Annotated in this window: 14 protein-coding genes; 5 read left to right on the top strand and 9 right to left on the bottom strand. The window is 72.0% G+C overall.

The annotated features are described in order from the left end of the window. Nucleotides 1-96: 96 nt before the first annotated feature. The 3 genes from BLU84_RS17240 to BLU84_RS17230 all read right to left on the bottom strand — a co-directional run bounded on the left by BLU84_RS17240 (nucleotide 97) and on the right by BLU84_RS17230 (nucleotide 3853). Nucleotides 97-1902 carry a DUF885 domain-containing protein gene (locus tag BLU84_RS17240; protein ID WP_083382747.1) on the bottom strand — a complete coding sequence of 602 codons (1806 nt, stop codon included), beginning with the start codon at nucleotides 1900-1902 and terminating at the stop codon, nucleotides 97-99. A 253-nt stretch (nucleotides 1903-2155) separates the two neighbouring features. Continuing rightward, nucleotides 2156-2494, bottom strand: coding sequence for a HesB/IscA family protein (locus BLU84_RS17235; RefSeq protein ID WP_074870143.1), 339 nt, complete (start codon nucleotides 2492-2494; stop codon nucleotides 2156-2158). A gap of 228 nt (nucleotides 2495-2722) precedes the next feature. Next, nucleotides 2723-3853: a DUF2891 domain-containing protein gene (locus BLU84_RS17230; protein WP_211664560.1), complete on the bottom strand. Its 1131-nt coding sequence runs from the start codon at nucleotides 3851-3853 to the stop codon at nucleotides 2723-2725. A 190-nt stretch (nucleotides 3854-4043) separates the two neighbouring features. Between BLU84_RS17230 and asnS the strand changes: the two genes are divergently transcribed. From asnS to BLU84_RS17205, 5 genes are all read left to right on the top strand, one after another. Further along, nucleotides 4044-5444: an asparagine--tRNA ligase gene (gene asnS / locus BLU84_RS17225; RefSeq protein ID WP_074870140.1), complete on the top strand. Its 1401-nt coding sequence runs from the start codon at nucleotides 4044-4046 to the stop codon at nucleotides 5442-5444. 180 nt (nucleotides 5445-5624) lie between these two features. Beyond that, nucleotides 5625-5930, top strand: a complete 306-nt coding sequence (locus BLU84_RS17220; protein ID WP_074870137.1) for a hypothetical protein — start codon at nucleotides 5625-5627, stop codon at nucleotides 5928-5930. Then, on the top strand, nucleotides 5930-6241 hold the full coding sequence (locus BLU84_RS17215) for a hypothetical protein (protein ID WP_074870134.1): 312 nt from the start codon (nucleotides 5930-5932) through the stop codon (nucleotides 6239-6241). Before BLU84_RS17220 ends, BLU84_RS17215 begins: the two co-directional genes overlap by 1 nt. A gap of 7 nt (nucleotides 6242-6248) precedes the next feature. Beyond that, complete coding sequence (locus BLU84_RS17210; protein ID WP_074870130.1) at nucleotides 6249-6884, top strand: FMN-binding negative transcriptional regulator; 636 nt, start codon at nucleotides 6249-6251, stop codon at nucleotides 6882-6884. 42 nt (nucleotides 6885-6926) lie between these two features. Then, complete coding sequence (locus BLU84_RS17205; RefSeq protein WP_074870127.1) at nucleotides 6927-7712, top strand: SDR family NAD(P)-dependent oxidoreductase; 786 nt, start codon at nucleotides 6927-6929, stop codon at nucleotides 7710-7712. Between the two features lie 259 nt (nucleotides 7713-7971). On the opposite strand, the gene BLU84_RS17200 is transcribed toward BLU84_RS17205, so the two are convergent. From BLU84_RS17200 to BLU84_RS17175, 6 genes are read right to left on the bottom strand one after another with little or no spacing between them, the layout of a single operon-like run. Further along, a complete protein-coding gene (locus BLU84_RS17200; protein ID WP_074870121.1) occupies nucleotides 7972-9861 on the bottom strand; it encodes a hypothetical protein in 1890 nt (629 codons plus the stop codon). Then, the gene (locus tag BLU84_RS17195; RefSeq protein WP_074870329.1) at nucleotides 9858-12032 is read right to left on the bottom strand and encodes a hypothetical protein; all 2175 of its coding nucleotides are present in this window, start codon (nucleotides 12030-12032) and stop codon (nucleotides 9858-9860) included. Before BLU84_RS17195 ends, BLU84_RS17200 begins: the two co-directional genes overlap by 4 nt. A gap of 5 nt (nucleotides 12033-12037) precedes the next feature. Further along, entirely contained in the window at nucleotides 12038-13201 is a 1164-nt protein-coding gene (locus BLU84_RS17190; protein WP_074870118.1) for a BatA domain-containing protein, read from the bottom strand. Next, nucleotides 13198-14091, bottom strand: coding sequence for a DUF58 domain-containing protein (locus BLU84_RS17185; RefSeq protein WP_074870115.1), 894 nt, complete (start codon nucleotides 14089-14091; stop codon nucleotides 13198-13200). Before BLU84_RS17185 ends, BLU84_RS17190 begins: the two co-directional genes overlap by 4 nt. A 46-nt stretch (nucleotides 14092-14137) precedes the next feature. Then, nucleotides 14138-15139, bottom strand: coding sequence for an AAA family ATPase (locus BLU84_RS17180; protein WP_074870111.1), 1002 nt, complete (start codon nucleotides 15137-15139; stop codon nucleotides 14138-14140). Between the two features lie 37 nt (nucleotides 15140-15176). Then, nucleotides 15177-15851, bottom strand: coding sequence for a DUF4159 domain-containing protein (locus BLU84_RS17175; protein ID WP_170849192.1), 675 nt, complete (start codon nucleotides 15849-15851; stop codon nucleotides 15177-15179). Between the last annotated feature and the right edge of the window lie 69 nt (nucleotides 15852-15920).

Below are 15920 nucleotides of genomic sequence, written 5' to 3'. Positions count from 1 at the left end.
CGGGCGCCCCGCCCTGCGGCGGCGCGCCGACCGCCGGACGAGCCGTCGGCGGATCAATCGCAATCTTAGAAATATATCGTAATAGATTGTTTTTAATTATTTTTTAGACTTTTCCGCCGCGATCCAGGCGTCGATGCGCGCTTCCAGCACGCTCAGCGGCACCGAGCCGGTCGCCAGCACCTGGTCGTTGAAATCGCGCAAGTCGAACTTCTCGCCCAGCGCCTGGCGCGAGCGCTCGCGCAGTTCGCTGATCTTGAGCTGGCCGATCTTGTAGGCCAGAGCCTGGCCCGGGGTGCCGATATAGCGGTCGATCTCGTTGACCACGTCCTGCTCGGTCTTGGGCGCGTTGTCCATGAAGTACTTGATCGCGCGCTCGCGGCTCCAGCCCTTGGCGTGCATGCCGGTGTCCACCACCAGCCGCACTGCGCGCCACATGTCGTAGGACAGTTGGCCCATGCGGTCGTAGGGATCGTCGTACAAGCCCATGTCGTAGCCCAGGCGCTCGGCGTACAGGCCCCAGCCTTCGCCGTAGGCGACGAAGTAGCCGGTGCGGCGGAACAGCGGCGCGTCCGGCAGCTCCAGGCCGCGGGCGAACTGGAAGTGGTGGCCGGGCACGGCCTCGTGCAGCGACAGCGGCACCATTTCCCACTTCGGCCGCGATTCGGGCTTGTACAGGTTGACGTAGTAGAAACCCGCGCGGCTGCCGTCGACCGCGCCGGCCAGGTAATAAGCGGTGGTGGTGTCGGGCGCGATGTTGTCCGGGATCGGGCGCACGCCGTAGGGCTGGCGCGGGATGATCTTGGAGATCTTCACCAGCTCCGGATCGATCCGCTTGGCCATGGCCTGGTAGGCCTCGAGCAGTTCGGCCGGGGTCTTGTAGAAGAACTTGGGATCGCTGCGCAGGTAGTGGAAGAACTCGGCCAGCGAGCCCTTGAAGCCGACCTGCGCGCGGATCTTCTCCATCTCGGCGCGGATGCGCGCGACTTCCTTGAGCCCGGTCTGGTGGATCTGCTCGGCGCTCAGGTCGGTGGTGGTGTAGTAGCTGGCGAGGAAGTCGTAATACGCCTTGCCGTCGGGCAGGTCGCTGACGGCGATGCCGGCGCGGGCCTTGGGCAGGTAGTCGCGCTGGAAGAACTCGCCGAATGCGCGGTAGGCCGGGACCACGGTCTGGGCGATGACCCGCTTGGCCTCGTCCTGCAACTGCGCGCGCTCGGCCGCCGGGACGCTGTCGGGGAAGCGCGCGAACGGCTTGTAGAACGGGCTGCGGGTCGGATCGTCGACGACCTGCTTGGCGATCTGCGCCGGCACCCGCTCCATCAGCACCCGCGGCGGGGTCAGCCCGGCGGCTACGCCTTCGCGCATCAAGGCCTGGTTCTGCTCGATCATCGAAGGCACCGCGCGCAGCCGCGCCAGCCAGTCGCGGTAGTCCTTGGCGCTGTCGAACGCCAGTCCCTCGACGATGCCGTCGGCGGTCTGCACCCCGCCCTGCTGGCTCAGCGGCATCAGGTATTCGCGGAAACGCTGGCGCTGCACCGAGCGCTCCAGGCCCCAGGCGAAGGTGTCGTAGTTGAGCTGGTCCTCGGCCGACAGCGCGGCGCGGTCGATCGCGCGCAGCCGCTCCAGCGCGCGCCGGTCGCCGTCGGCGCGGGCCTGGATCGCGGCCAGGCCGACGTCGGTCCAGCGGTCGTTGAAGCGCTTGTCGCCGTTGTAGCTGGCGCCCTCGGGGTTCTCGCGCAGGCCGCGCTCCCATTCCTCATCGAACAGACGGTGCAAAGTCTCGGCCTGGGCCGAGCGCGCGGCGGCGGGCGCGGCGGCCGCGGTTGCGGCGGCGGCGAAGGCGGCCGGCGGCGCGCAGGACAGGCCCGCGGCGATGGCCGCGGCGAGCAGAAGCGGACGGAGCATGGCGGATTCCCCCAGAGGGCAGCGATAAGAACAAGCTAGGGGGTCGAGACTAGACGCCGCGCCGGCACAGGCCGAGTGACGAAAGTTGGTCGCCGCGCCGCCGCTTGCGTCCGGGCCGACGGCGCAAAGCCGGCCCTGGGGCGGCGGCCAGGTCCACGCCGACGACCCACGCGCGCAAACGACGACGCCGGGCAAGCCCGGCGTCGTCGCATGAGGATTCGGCAGTAGCAGCGCCGCAGCGGCGCCGCCGGACTCAGGCCGCGTCGGCCGAGGTGGTGAAGCTCTCGCCGCAGCCGCACTCGGCGGTGGCGTTGGGGTTCTGGAACACGAACATCTCGCCCAGGCCCTGCTTGAGGAAATCGATGCGGGTGCCCTCGACCAGCGGCAGGCTGATCGCGTCGACGAAGATGCGCACGCCGTCCTGTTCGAACACGGTGTCGCCCTCGCGCTGCTCGCGGGCCAGGTCGGCCACGTGCTGCCAGCCCGAGCAACCGGTGCGGGTCACGCCGAAACGCAGGCCCAGCGCGGCCGGGGTCTCGGCCAGGAAATTCTGAACGCGGGCAAGGGCGGCGGGAGCGAGGGTCACGGACATAGCGGTCTCGAAGCGGTAGTTGCGGGGACGGCGGCGCGGCGGCCGCGGGCGTCGGGGCCATGGTACCAGCCTGCCGCGACGCCTCTGCGCTACCGGATATGGCGGCTGGCGGCGCGCATTCAAGCTGCGGTGCGGGCTGCGGCAGGCTGCGGGCAGGTTTGGGCGGCAGCGCCGCGACCGAGCCGTCGGCGCGCCTGCCCGACCCCGCGATCCCGCGCCCGGCCGGCCTCAGCGCCCCGCGGCGGCGGCCGCGCCCTCGCCCGCCGGCCCCGGCGGCGCTAGCAGATAGGTGGCGAAACTGCCCAGCCAGTGCGACCCGGCGTAATGCGCATCCGAGACCGCGCGCAGGCCCAGTTCGCGATGCAGCGCGGCGGCGGCGCGCAGCGCGCCGATCCGGCGGTCGCGCGGCGGCAGGCCGGCGGCGATGGCTTCCAGCATCCAGGCGCGGCTGAGGTTGAGCCCGTCGAGGTGGGCGAGCTTGCCGTCGGCCGGGTCCAGCACCACGCCCGGCGCCAGCCAGTCGGCGCGGGCGCGGCGCGGGATCTGCGGCAGGAAGCGGCCGAGCCAGCGCGCGAATTCGTCCGGCGCCAGCGCCCGCCGCATCAGGTCGGCCTCGGCCAGGCACGGCGACAGGAAGTCCTGGCCGGAGGGCTCGTAGGCCAGCGGGCAGTCGCGGTCGCCGAGGTAGTAGTCGCGGGTGCGCGCCAGCAACGCCTTGCGCAGCGCGCCGTCGCCGCTGACCTGGGTCCAGTCCAGGGCCAGGCCGAAGGCGAACGCGGTCTGGCTGTGCTCGCCGACCCGGATCGGCCGGGTCAGCTTGGGCAGCCAGCGGCCCAGCCGCGCCGCGGCCTCGCGCTCCAGCGGCTCCAGCGCCTGCGCCCAGCGCTGCGCCTGCGGTTCGTCCCAGCCGCGCAGTTGCGCGCCCAGTTGCAGCAGCCAGGCCAGGCCGTAGGGACGTTCGAAGCTGTCGTCGTCGGTGCGGCGCAGGTATGCCAGTTCGCCGGCGAGGTTGGCCGCGCTCAGATGCCGGTCCAGCGCCTGCCGCGCCCGCTGGGCGAAGGGCTCGGCGGGAAAACGCTGGGCCAGCCGCGCCAGCAGCCAATGCCCGTGCACGGCCGAATGCCAGTCGTAGCAGCCGTAGAAGGCCGGATACAGCCGCGACGGCGCGACCGCATCGGCAGCGCTGTCGAGGCGGTGGGCGATCTTGTTGGGATACTCGCGATCCACGCAGGCCAGCGCCAGATCGGCGAAATGCGCGGCGCGCGCCGCGTCCAGCGTCACCGGCTCCAACGCGGCCGGCTCGGCCTGTTTCGGCGTCGCCGCCGGCGCCGCAGCGCCGGCCTGCATCGTCGCCAGCATCAGCCCCAAGGCCGCGCCTAAGCGCCAATGTCCGCCGCGCCGCAATGCTCCCGTCCCGCCCTCGCCCATGCCGCGCCCCCGTCAGCCGTGATCCTTGCCGCAGTCTACGGGCCCACGCCGCGGCGCGCTGCGCCGGAATGATCCGTTATCATCGCCGTCCCTCACATTGCAACGCGTAAGGCGGCACGACATGACGGTGGTAAGCGTCGAACAGGCACTCGCAGGCAAGCTCCCGGCGGGCGGTGAAGTCACGGTCCGCGGCTGGGTGCGCACCCGCCGCGACTCCAAGGCCGGGCTGAGCTTCGTCAATGTCAGCGACGGCTCCTGCTTCGCGCCGATCCAGGTGGTGGCGACCGATGCGCTGGCCAACTACGACAGCGAGGTCAAGCACCTCAGCGCCGGCTGCTCGGTGATCGCCACCGGCACCCTGGTGGCCTCGCAGGGCCAGGGCCAGAGCTTCGAGATCCAGGCGACCAAGCTGGAAGTGGTCGGCTGGGTCGAGGATCCGCTGACCTACCCGATGCAGCCCAAGCAGCACTCGCTGGAATACCTGCGCGAGTTCGCCCACCTGCGCCCGCGCACCAACCTGTTCGGCGCGGTCACCCGCATCCGCCACTGCCTGTCGCAGGCGGTGCACCGTTACTTCCACGAGAACGGCTATTACTGGATCAGCACGCCGATCATCACCACCTCCGACGCCGAAGGCGCCGGGCAGATGTTCCGCGTGTCGACGCTGGACATGGCCAACCTGCCGCGCGGCAAGGACGGCGCGGTCGACTTCTCGCGCGACTTCTTCGGCAAGGAAACCTTCCTGACCGTGTCCGGCCAGCTCAACGTCGAGGGCTATTGCCTGGCGCTGAGCAAGGTCTACACCTTCGGCCCGACCTTCCGCGCCGAGAACAGCAACACCACGCGCCATCTGGCCGAGTTCTGGATGATCGAGCCGGAGATCGCCTTCGCCGACCTGATGGAGAACGCGCAGGTCGCCGAGGACTTCCTCAAATACCTGTTCCGCGCGGTGCTGAACGAGCGCGCCGACGACATGGCCTTCATCGCCGAGCGGGTCCAGCCCGACGCGGTCAAGCGCCTGGAGGCGTTCGTCAACTCGCCGTTCGAGCGCATCGACTACACCGACGCGATCGCGCTGCTGCAGAAGTCGGGCAAAAAGTTCGAGTTCCCGGTCGAATGGGGCCTGGACCTGCAGACCGAGCACGAGCGCTGGCTGACCGAGGAACACGTCGGCCGCCCGGTGGTGGTGCTGAACTATCCCGAGCACTTCAAGGCCTTCTACATGCGCCTCAACGACGACGGCAAGACCGTCGCGGCGATGGACGTGCTGGCCCCGGGCATCGGCGAGATCATCGGCGGCAGCCAGCGCGAGGAGCGCCTGGACGTGCTCGACGCGCGCATGGCCCAGTTCGGCCTGGACCCGGCGCACTACGGCTGGTACCGCGACTTCCGCCGCTACGGCACGGTGCCGCACGCCGGCTTCGGCCTGGGCTTCGAGCGCCTGGTGGTGTACGTGTGCGGGCTGGCCAACATCCGCGACGCCATCGCTTATCCGCGCGCGCCGGGCAGCGCGGAGTTTTGACCGTTTCCGGGCGGACGCGTCCGCCCCCTCCCGTCGTTCCCGCGAAAGCGGGAACCCAGGGCTTCATCCAGGCATGGCGCTGAAGTCTCTGGATCTCCGCCTGCGCGGAGATGACGATCGCGAGGCGGCGCGGCGACCGTTCAACGCCCGCCTCACCGCAACCCAACCAAGAGGCAGCGGATGATCCTGTTCCTGGCCCTGACCTTCGTAGGCATCGCGATCTCCGCCCTGTGCGCGTTCGCGATCTTCTGGCCGCTGGCGCTGGTGCACCTGCGCGACCGCCACCCGGCGCTGCGCGGCGAACTCGGCGAAGCCGCGTTCGTGACGCCGGCGGCGTGGAACTGGCTGCTGCGCCGGCGCTACCGCGCCGCCGCCGACCGCAACCTCGACGGCCTGGCGACGCCGGCGCGGGTTTCGCTGCTGATCACCTTCGCCGCGCTGGCCTGCGCCGGGCTGCTGTGGCTGCTTTCCCTGCTGGTGCCGTAATGACCGACGTATTCGAAAACGAACAATGGTGGCTGGCCACGCTCGGCCGCACCGTGATCTGGGCGCGCCTGCGCGTGCTCGAGGCCGGCACCGCCGAAGTCCTCGACAGCGACGGCAACACCCTGCCCTACGACAGCGACGACACCGCGCGCGCGGCGTTGATGGACGCCGAGTTCGTCCAGTACGACGGCCTGGACGAGGACGACGCGGCCGCGCGCGGCTTCGCCCTGGCCGAGCTGTCGCCGCCGCAGGCCGGCAGCGACGCCGCGCTGGCCGCGCAGATGCTGCAGAAACTGCCGCCGCGGCACTGAGCCGGCCGTGTACCTGCCGCGCGCGTTCAACGAAGCCGACCTCGCCGCGCTCGACCGCCTCGCCGCGGCCGACGATTTCGCTACGCTGATCACCGTGCGCGACGGCGCGCCGGAAGTCAGCCATCTGCCGCTGCTGTACTCGCGCGACGGCGAACGGGTCGAACTGCGCGGCCACTGGGCGCGGCCGAATCCGCAGGCGCGCCACGCCGGCCCGGCGCTGGCGATCCTGCACGGCCCGCACGCCTACGTCTCGCCCGGCTGGTACCTGGACAAAGAACCGGCCGCGCGCGTGCCGACCTGGAACTACGCGGTCGCGCACCTGCACGGCCGCCTGGACACCTTCGACGACGAAGCCTCGCTGGCCGCGCTGGTCGACGAGCTGAGCGTGCGCCACGAAGCGCGCGTCGGCGGCGACTGGCGTTTCGACAGCGAGCGCGACGACTTGCGCCGGCAGTTGCGCGGCATCGTCGGCTTCCGCTTGCAGGTCGAACGCATCGAGCTGAAATTCAAGCTCAGCCAGAACCATCCGCTGGGCAATCGCGAGAGCGTCGCCGCGCAGTTGCAGGCGCAGCCGCGCGAGCACAGCCGCGCGGTCGCCGCGCTGATGCGCGAGCGCATGGCCGCACCCGACGCGCAAGACTGACCGCGGCCCGCGCTGCGGGCCGCCGCACACAGGAGTTAGCGTATGGACCTGAATCTCACCGGCAAGCACGCGCTGGTCTGCGGCGCCTCCGAAGGCATCGGCCGCGCCGCCGCGCGCGAACTGGCGCTGCTGGGCTGCGACGTCACCGTGCTGGCGCGCCGCGCCGATGCGCTGGCCGCGGTCGCCGCCGAACTGCCGCGCCAGGGCGCGCAGGCGCACGGCTGGATCGCCGCCGACGTGTCCGAACACGCCGCGCTGTCGGCGCAGGTGCAGGCCCTGGCCGCCGGCAAGCCGGTGCAGATCCTGGTCAACAACACCGGCGGCCCGCCGGGCGGCCCGGCCCACGCGGCCGAGGACGCGGCCTACCTCGACGCCTTCAACCGCCACCTGCTCGCCAACCACGCCCTGCTGCGCGCGGTGCTGCCGGGCATGCGTGCGGCGCAGTGGGGGCGCGTGGTCAACGTGATCTCGACCTCGGTCAAGGAACCCATCGTTGGCCTGGGCGTGTCCAACACCATCCGCGGCGCGGTGGCGAGCTGGGCCAAGACCTTGTCGCGCGAACTGGGCCGCGACGGCATCACCGTCAACAACGTGCTGCCCGGCTACACCCTCACCGCGCGCATCGAGCAGATCGTCGCCGATCGCGCGCGCAGCAGCGGACAGACGCCCGAGGCGGTGATCGAGGCCATGCGCAAGACCGTGCCGGCCGCGCGCTTCGCCGAGCCCGGCGAGATCGGCGCCTGCATCGCGTTCCTGTGTTCGCCGGCGGCGGGTTACGTCAACGGCGTGAGTCTGGCGGTCGACGGCGGGCGGATGCAGTCGATCTGAGTGCGGTGGCGCTGGCGGGCGGGGTTTGTCGCGGCTGAGCGGAAAGCGTCGGGCCTGAAGGCCCTCCCACACGTTTCCAGGCGCTCTCACACGGTTCCGATCTCTTTGCGCAAGTTTCCGGGCTCGATCACGGGTCTGACCCGGCCTCTCTCGCAAGTTTCCGGGCTCGGTCACGGGCCTCACACTGCACACGGCGCCAGCCGCTCCTTTGTGGGAGGGGCTTCAGCCCCGACGCCTTCGGCTCCGGTCGCTTCGAACCTCACCGCCCCGGGTTGACGGGCTCCGCCTGCGCAAGCGCGGCCACACCGCCGCGCCCCAGGCGCGAGCGCTCGAACCACCACAGCGCCGCGCACAGCGCCAGCCAAGCGGCGAACCAGCGCCATGGCGAACCGCGTTCGCCGGTCTGCGCCGCATCGCTCGCCACGGCCGCCGCCGGCGATTCGGCCGAACCCAGCGCCAGCGCGGCGGTCGCATCGCGCAACTCGCTCGCGCGCAATCCCGGCGCCTCCTCGGCGGCGCGCACGTAGAAGTCCTGGCGGCGCTCGCCTTGTTCGAGCGAATGCCAACCGGCAGCGGTCGGCCAGAAGCCAGCGCACGCCTGCGGCCCCGCGGCCGGATCGAGCAACACATCGACCCGCGCACCGTCGGGCGCGGCGATCTTCGCCTGCGCGCCCGCGCCGCAGACGCGCACGCGCTCGCCCACGCGCGCGGCGCTGCCGATGTCGGCGCGCGCGACCGCGCGCGGCCGCGCCAGCGCCGACAGCGCCCGGCTCCACAGCCGCGCATGCGCGTCCTCGCGCCCGGCCAGCACCAGCCGGAAGCTGTCGCTCAAACCCCACAACGCGATGCGCCCCTGCCCGGCCGAGCGCCACGCGGCGAAGGCCTTGCCGTCGGCGTCCACGCCCAAGGCCTGCAAGGCCGGCGCATCCAAAGCCAAAACGCGCCGGGTCAAGCTCGGCAACGCAGGCGGCGCCTGTTCCTGCGAACGCGGCGCGTCGACGCTGCCCGGGCCCAGCCTGGCGCGCAATGCCGCTTCGTCGAAACGTTCGTTCGGCAGCCGCACCGTGCTGGTGTCGGCGCCCGCACCGGGCTCCAGGCCGAGCTCGCGCAGTTGCGCGCGCACACCCGACGACAAGGGCCCGGTCGCGCGCAGCAGCACGCCCAGGCCGCCGCGTAGCGCGCCGATCAACGCAGCCCGTTGCGCCGGCGCGAGCGCGTCCCAGGCGCGCTCGTCGAGCACGACCGCGTCGAAGCCGGCCAGCGTCGGCGCGTCGATGCGCAGCGGCGCGTCGCCGAGTTGCAGGCCGGCGCCGACCGCGATCTGGGTGTGCAGCTTGAGCCCGGCGTCGCTGGCCCAGCGGCGCAGATACTTGAGCTCCGGCCCCGGCGCGCCAGCCAACAGCAGCACCCGTACCGGCGGCTCGGCTTCTACCGACACCGGCAGCGCCACGCGTTCGATCTCGCGCTGCTGCGCATCCACCGCGCGCAGCACGAAACCGGCGCGGCCGGCGACTCGCGCCACCGCTTCCACGGCGAAGCCCGCGTCGGCGCCGAGCGCTACGCGGTCCACGCGCTGGCCGGCCGGATCGAGCAGTTCCACCGCGCCGCCGCTCGCGCCTTCGATGCGGCCGCGCACGCCGAAGCTCTCGCCTTCGCCGACCCGCGCCGGCGCCCACACAGCGACGATCCCGCGCGGCAACGACGCGGGCGAGAAATCGACTTTGAGACCGCGCACCGCCTCGCGGTCGCGCGGCGCCAGGCCGGCGCCGACGATGCGCAGGCGCTGGCTGTGCGGATAGCGGCGCAGCGCGGTCGCCAGATCCGGCACGCGCTCGCCGGCGATGGCCTGCGGCGCTTCCGGCAGCGCCACGCGCACCTCGCCCGCGGCCTCGCGCCACGCCGCCTCGTCGGCACCGGCGGTGGCGACCAGCAAGGTGCCGGCCTGTTCCGGCAAGCGCGGCGGGAACAGCGCGAAATACAGCAATGCCGCGACCAGCGGCTGCGCCAGCAACAACAGCGCGACGCGCCAGCCGCGCGAACGCGACGACGGCTCGGCGCGGTACTGGCGCAGCGCCGTGCGCGCCATCGCCAACGCAGCGGCGACGCCGAGCACGACCGCGACGGCCATTGCCCAGTTCATCGCGTTCATCGCGCCTCCTGCCGCAAGGCGTCGAAGTAACGACGGTCGCGCGCATCGCCGGCCTCGCGCGCACGCACCGCCGCCGCGGGCGGCTGCAACAGCGGCCACAGCAGGCCGCGCAGGCGCGCGCGGCACTCGCCGCAATCGGGCCGGTCGCGCAGCGCGGCCAGCGCCGCGGCGAACGCGAGCGGATCGGGCACGCGCGCCTGATTCGCGCCGAGCCAACGCTCCAGCGCCGCGTAATCCACCGGCTGCGACGCCGGCGCCTGCAACTCGCGCCACAACTGCGCCGGCAACGGATCGGCCGCGCTCGCCGCCGCCAGCGCATCCTCGCGCCGCGCCAGCCCCGCGCGGTCGCCGCCCAGGCGCCGGCTTTCGTCGATCGGCGGCAGCTCCGGCCCGACCCGCGCCAGATAGATCCGGCTGGCCTGCTGCACCTGCTTGATGAAGCCCAACGCCTTGTACGCGAACGGCAGCGCCTGTTGCGGCTGGCCCTGGCGCAGATGCAGTTCCGACTGCCACATCTGGTCCAGCGCGGACTTCAACAGCGCGCGGGTCTGCGGATCGAGCAAGGTCGCGGCCTCGGCGTGGTCGTGGGTGTGGCCGAATTCCTGCAGCACCGAACCGGATTCGCCGAACACCGGCTTGGCCGCGGCCGGCGCGCCGTGGTCGTGATCGTGCGCGTCGGCGGGCGCTGGCGCATCGGCACGGTCGCCGTGGCGATGCTCGCCTTCATGTCCATCGTGCGCGTGATCGTCGTCGCTGTCGCTGGTCGGCAGCTTGGGCTCGCCCTCGGCCTCCTCGCCGAGGAACTGGCCGTAGCGCAGGCGCAGCAGGCGCTGGTCGACGCCGATGGCATCGGATTTCTTCACGAACGTCTCGCCGTCGAGCTTGCGCCGCTGCGCGAGCAAGGCTTCGGCGTCGATGATGATCTGGCGCTGGCTGCGGAAATACGCCGGCAACACCGTCTTGACCATGCCCTCGATGCCGGTGGCGTCGCTGCCCGGATCGGCCGGCCAACGCAGGATCAGGCTCGGGCTCAGCGCGGTCTGCGGCTGCGGCGCGCGGTTGTCGGACACGCTGAGCTGGACGATCAGGTCGTCGCCGACCGCGAAGCCGAGCGCGGCCAGATCCAGCGCGTGGACGAAGCGCTTGCGGGTCGCATCGCCGCTGCCGCGCAGTTCGACGCTGCGTTCGCGGAAGGTGATCTGCTCGCCGCTGCCTTGCGCCAGCACGATGCGCAGGCGCGCGCCGGCGGCGACGCCGTAGTCGTCGCTGGCCTCGAACGCCAGCGGCCAGCTCTTCTGGCCGCGCGTTAGCAAGGTGAGGCCGCGCTCGGGCTGCAGCACGCGCAGTTGCGGCGGGCGGTCGGGAATCAGGTCGAGGCGGTACAGCCGCCGGCTCTGCGCCTGCGGCGCGCCGGCCGCTTCGATCCGATACAGGCTGGACTTGGCCAACGCGCGCTGCGCGCTCCAGTCCTCGCCTTCGCGCCGCAGCGGCAGGCGTTCGCCGTCGTGGAAGACCAAGGCGGCCTGCGCCGGTTGCGGCTGGAAGCGCAGACGCCAGCGCAGTGTCGCGCCTTCGGGCGCGCGGCCTTCCAGGCTGGGTTCGTCGCGCGCCGGCAAACCGGTGTAGCGCGGCGGTTCGATCCGCAGCGCCTGGGCGACCAGACGCGGCTGGCCCGGCGCGGCGGCGACCGGCGGCGTGGGCGACAATGCGGGTTCGGCCGGCATACGGTTGGCTTGCGGCCACAACACGACCGCCGCAGTCAGCGCCAGCGCGATCGTCGCGCCAGCGGCCAAGGTGCGCCACGACTGCGGCTCGCGCAGATCGCTGTCCGGCCCGGCTTCGATCCGCCGCTGCAATCGCTCGCGCTGCAAACGCTGCAACCCGCGCAGCGAATCGGGTTCGGCGAACAACAGATCGGCGCTGTCGTCCATGTCGGAGCGCAGCGCATTGAGGCGCCGCACCAGCCATTCGCGATCCAGGCGTCGGACACCGCGCCAGACCCGCACCGCGACCGCGGCAATGGCGACCACGACGACGGCGCAAGCCGGGCCGACGCCGAGCCACCTCGCGCTCAAGGCGAACAACGGCACCAGCCACACGCCCCAAACCAGCGCCAAGTGGATCGCGCGGCTGCGGCGCACCTGCGCGTGCCAATGCTGGATTCGCTGCATCGCGGTCATGGCGCAACCCCGCGCCTGGAACGCGTGGCCAACCAACGCTCAAGCAGGAACAAGGCCGCGACCAGCAAGGCCAGCCATACCCGCAGATCCAGCGGCGGCGCGGCGAACGCCGGGCCGCCTGCAACCGGCGCGTAGTCGCGCGCCGCTACCCGCGCCGGTTGCGGCGGCGTGGCAGCGAACAAGTCGCGCAGCCCGGCGGCGAATCCGGGCTGCAACAGCGCCGGCCACTCGCGCGGCTGCACCGGGCCGGCGAAGCGCAGCGCCTGGCCGCGGCCCACGCGCGCGCCAACCACGCGCACCGTGCCGTCCGCATCGCGCCACAGCGGCGCGTCGAAACGCGCTTCGGGCCACTGCGCCTGCGCGTCCAGCAGCACCCGGCCGCCCTGCCCGACCCACTCGCGCACCGCAGCCGGCACCGGGCCGGGCGCCAGCCAGATCAGCGTGCGCGCCTTCGCATCGTAGGCCTGCGCCAGCGGCGCGGCGTCCACCGCCACGGCCGGTTCGTTCCAGGCGCCGACCGCGGCGCGCAGATAGACCGCCGCAGCCGCGCGTTCGGGCGCGTAGCGGATCGGCGGCGGCGCGAGCGCTGTCTCGCGCGGCGTCGTCGCGGCGGCCGCGCTTGCGGAGTCGTCGATGACGCGCCACTGCACCGGCCGCGACAGGCGCAGACGCGCGCCGTCGGCGCCATCGAGCCGCGTCGGCACCGCCACGGTCAAGGCGACGCCGGGCGGCAAGCTCGCGTCCAGTTCGCGCAGCAGGCTGGCGGTGTCGGCCGGCGACGTGGGCGCCGGCCGATCAAGCTCGGGGAAGCCCGGCGCCAGCCAGCGCCGTTCCAGTTCGGCGTCGCCGAACTCCGCCGCTGCGCGCACCGGATCGACGCCCGGCGCGACCGCCAACCACGCGGTGCGCGGCTGCGCGCCGTACAACACCGGCTTGGCCAGCAGCAGCGCCAGCGCCGCCAACAGCAGCAGGCGCAGCAGCAACAGCGGCCATTCGTCGAAGCGCAGGCGGCTGCGCGGGCGCGGCTTCTCGCGCAGCCAGCGCAGCGCGGCGAATACGGTCGGGCGCTGTTCGCTGCGCCGCGCCAGGTGGATCAGCAACGGCAGCGCCAGCGCCGCCAGCGCGGCCAGCGCCATCGGCAGCAGCAGCGCCGCGTTCATGCGTCCCCCGCGGCGTCGCGGTCGCCGAACAGGCGCCGCAGCGGCAGGTCGACTGGCTCATCGAGCACGTGCTCGGCGTGGCGGATGCTGGCCGAGTCCATGCGCGCATCGACCGCGGCGCGCGCGGTGGCGAAGCGTTGGATGAATTCGCGCCGCAATGCGTCGCCGTCGCCGAGCAGTTCCTCGCCGCTCTCCGGATCGCGGAAACGGTGGCCGCCGCGGAACGGGAAATCGCGTTCCTCGGCGGTGAGGATGCGCACGCTGAGCACTTCGCGCCGCGCCGCGGCCAGGCGCTCGGCCACCGCCAGCGCGCCTTCGTCGAGGCCGTCGCCGAGCATCAGCACCAGATCGCCGGCGCCGATGCGCTCCCACAGCGGCCGCAGCAGCGCCGCCTGCGGCCAGGCGCCGCGCGCCTGCAGGCCGTGCAGTTCCAGCAACAGGCGGTCGCGCTGGCGCGGGCCGGTCGCGGGCGGAATCAGGCGCAGGCCGTCCTCGCGCAGGGCGATCAGGCCGAAGCGATCGTTCTGGCGCAGCGCCAGTTCCGCCGTGCAGGCGGCGATGGCCTTGGCTGCGTCCAGGCGCGAATAATCCGGGCGCGCGCCGTCGCGCTGGTCCATCGAGGCGCTGGCGTCGAGCAGCAGCCACGCCGCCAGCGGGCTTTCGCGCTCGGCTTCGCGGACGAAGAAACGGTCCGAGCGCGCATACAGTTTCCAGTCGATCTGGCGCAGTTCGTCGCCGGGCTCATAAGCCCGGTATTGAGCGAACTCCAGCCCGGCGCCGCGCGAGCGGCTGTGGTGCGCGCCGATCCCCTGCGCTCCGACTGCGCGGCGCGAAACGAGACTGAGGCTGCGCAAGCGCGCGCGCACGTCGGCAGGGATCAGATCGCGCACGATCCGCCCTCACCCGTCGCCGCGCCGCCGTCGCCCGCCATCGCGATCACCCCGGAAACGGCACGCCGCGCAGCAGCGCGGCGATCACGTCGTCCGCGCTCTTGCCCTCGGCCTCGGCCGCGAACGACAGCAGCAGGCGATGGCGCATCACCGGCGCGGCCAGCGCGGCCACGTCCTCGCGGGTCGCGGCGAAGCGGCCGTGCAGCAAGGCGCGCGCCTTGGCCGCCAGCACCAGCGACTGGCCGGCGCGCGGGCCGGCGCCCCACTTCACCCACTGCCGCACTTCGCTCAGCGAATCGGCCGCGGGGCGGCTGGAGCGCACCAGGCGCGTCACCCAGCGCAGCACGTCCTCGCCCAGGTGCACCTCGCGCACCCGCGCCTGCAAGGCCAGCACGGCGTCTGCGTCCATCACCTTGGGCACCTGCGCGCTGTGGCTGCCGGTGGTCTGCTGCAGGATGTCGTGCTCTTCCTGCTCGCTCGGATAACCGACGCGGATGTGCAGCAGGAAACGATCCAGCTGCGCCTCCGGCAAGGGATAGGTGCCGGCCTGCTCCAGCGGGTTTTGCGTGGCCAGCACGAAGAACGGCGCCGGCAGCGAATGGGTGGTGCCGGCGTAGCTCACCGTGCGTTCCTGCATCGCTTCCAGCAGCGCCGCCTGGGTCTTGGGCGGGGTGCGGTTGAGCTCGTCGGCCAGCAGCAGGCTGGTGAAGATCGGCCCGGGCTGGAAACGGAAATGGCGATGGCCGGTGCCGTGGTCCTCCTCCAGCAACTCGGTGCCGAGGATGTCGCTGGGCATCAGGTCGGGAGTGAACTGGACCCGGCGGAACTGCAGTTCCAGCGCTTGCCCCAGCGAGCGCACCAGCAAGGTCTTGCCCAGCCCCGGCACGCCTTCGAGCAGGCAATGCCCGCCGGCGAGCAGGCCGATCAGCAACTGCTCCACCACCTCGTCCTGGCCGACGATGGCCTGGGCGATGGCCGCGCGCAGCTCGCCGAGCCGCGCCAGTTGCGCCTGCAGTTCCGCCCCGCCGTTCGTATCGTCGCTGCTCATAACCGCTCCCGAAACCATCCGCTGTGCCGATGAAGAATCACGAGTTCAACGCATACATCACGATGTTGACCCCGAACTTGGTGTTGTCCTCGGCCAGGAAGCGCTTGTTGCGCCAGTCGTAGTCCCATTCGCAGCCGTAGTCCTTGTTGCTGTACAGCAGCCCGAGGCGCCCGTCGATCTCGATGCCCTTGAGGTAATCGTGGACCAGATCGTCGCCCCAGCCGTTGAGTTCGAAACCGGTCGCCGGCGGCCCGTCGAAGACGAAGAAGCTGCGGTAGATCGCATGGTTCTTCGGCAGCTTCTTCAGCGCCTTGGCGCCGAAGATCTTGGCCATCTGCGCCTCGAACGACTTGGCGAACAAGCCGTCGATGTCGTGGTTGCAATCGTCGACGAACACGAACCCGCCGTTGCGCACGTAGCGCTCGAAATTGCGCCGCTCGTCGGGGTTGAACTCGACCAGCTTGTGCCCGGCCAGATAGCAGAACGGCGCCGCCAGCATCTTCGGGTCGGCCAGCGCCAGCACGTGCTCCTTCGGGTCCACGCGCAGGTTGGTGTAGTCGATCAAGGACGTGATCAGGTTGGCCGGCATGCGCTGGTCGACGTCCCAGTCGCCGGAGTCGTACTTGAGCCGGGTGAACCAGAAATCGTAATCGGCCGCGGCGTGCGCCAGCGGCGAACGCGCCAGCCACGCGCCGGCCGCGGCGCCGAGCATCAGCCGCAGGAACTGGGCACGATTCACCGCGCAGCGTCCTTGCGCGCGGCGGCCACTCGCCGGACCGAG

The organism is Lysobacter enzymogenes, from assembly GCF_900106525.1.
In the GTDB taxonomy this organism is placed as follows: Bacteria; Pseudomonadota; Gammaproteobacteria; order Xanthomonadales; family Xanthomonadaceae; genus Lysobacter; species Lysobacter enzymogenes.
The sequence above is the reverse complement of the archived record's forward strand: the minus strand, read 5'-3'. Positions and strand labels throughout refer to the sequence as shown.

What these genes read in the sequence shown, in the direction of transcription:
- BLU84_RS17175 (WP_170849192.1), bottom strand. Translation starts at nt 15,851, where the DNA reads ATGCTCGGCGCCGCGGCCGGCGCGTGGCTGGCGCGTTCGCCGCTGGCG.
- BLU84_RS17240 (WP_083382747.1), bottom strand. Translation starts at nt 1,902, where the DNA reads ATGCTCCGTCCGCTTCTGCTCGCCGCGGCCATCGCCGCGGGCCTGTCC.
- BLU84_RS17190 (WP_074870118.1), bottom strand. Translation starts at nt 13,201, where the DNA reads ATGAACGCGGCGCTGCTGCTGCCGATGGCGCTGGCCGCGCTGGCGGCG.
- BLU84_RS17215 (WP_074870134.1), top strand. Translation starts at nt 5,930, where the DNA reads ATGACCGACGTATTCGAAAACGAACAATGGTGGCTGGCCACGCTCGGC.
- BLU84_RS17235 (WP_074870143.1), bottom strand. Translation starts at nt 2,494, where the DNA reads ATGTCCGTGACCCTCGCTCCCGCCGCCCTTGCCCGCGTTCAGAATTTC.
- BLU84_RS17230 (WP_211664560.1), bottom strand. Translation starts at nt 3,853, where the DNA reads ATGCTGGCGACGATGCAGGCCGGCGCTGCGGCGCCGGCGGCGACGCCG.
- BLU84_RS17180 (WP_074870111.1), bottom strand. Translation starts at nt 15,139, where the DNA reads ATGAGCAGCGACGATACGAACGGCGGGGCGGAACTGCAGGCGCAACTG.
- BLU84_RS17205 (WP_074870127.1), top strand. Translation starts at nt 6,927, where the DNA reads ATGGACCTGAATCTCACCGGCAAGCACGCGCTGGTCTGCGGCGCCTCC.
- BLU84_RS17220 (WP_074870137.1), top strand. Translation starts at nt 5,625, where the DNA reads ATGATCCTGTTCCTGGCCCTGACCTTCGTAGGCATCGCGATCTCCGCC.
- BLU84_RS17195 (WP_074870329.1), bottom strand. Translation starts at nt 12,032, where the DNA reads ATGCAGCGAATCCAGCATTGGCACGCGCAGGTGCGCCGCAGCCGCGCG.
- asnS (WP_074870140.1), top strand. Translation starts at nt 4,044, where the DNA reads ATGACGGTGGTAAGCGTCGAACAGGCACTCGCAGGCAAGCTCCCGGCG.
- BLU84_RS17200 (WP_074870121.1), bottom strand. Translation starts at nt 9,861, where the DNA reads ATGAACGCGATGAACTGGGCAATGGCCGTCGCGGTCGTGCTCGGCGTC.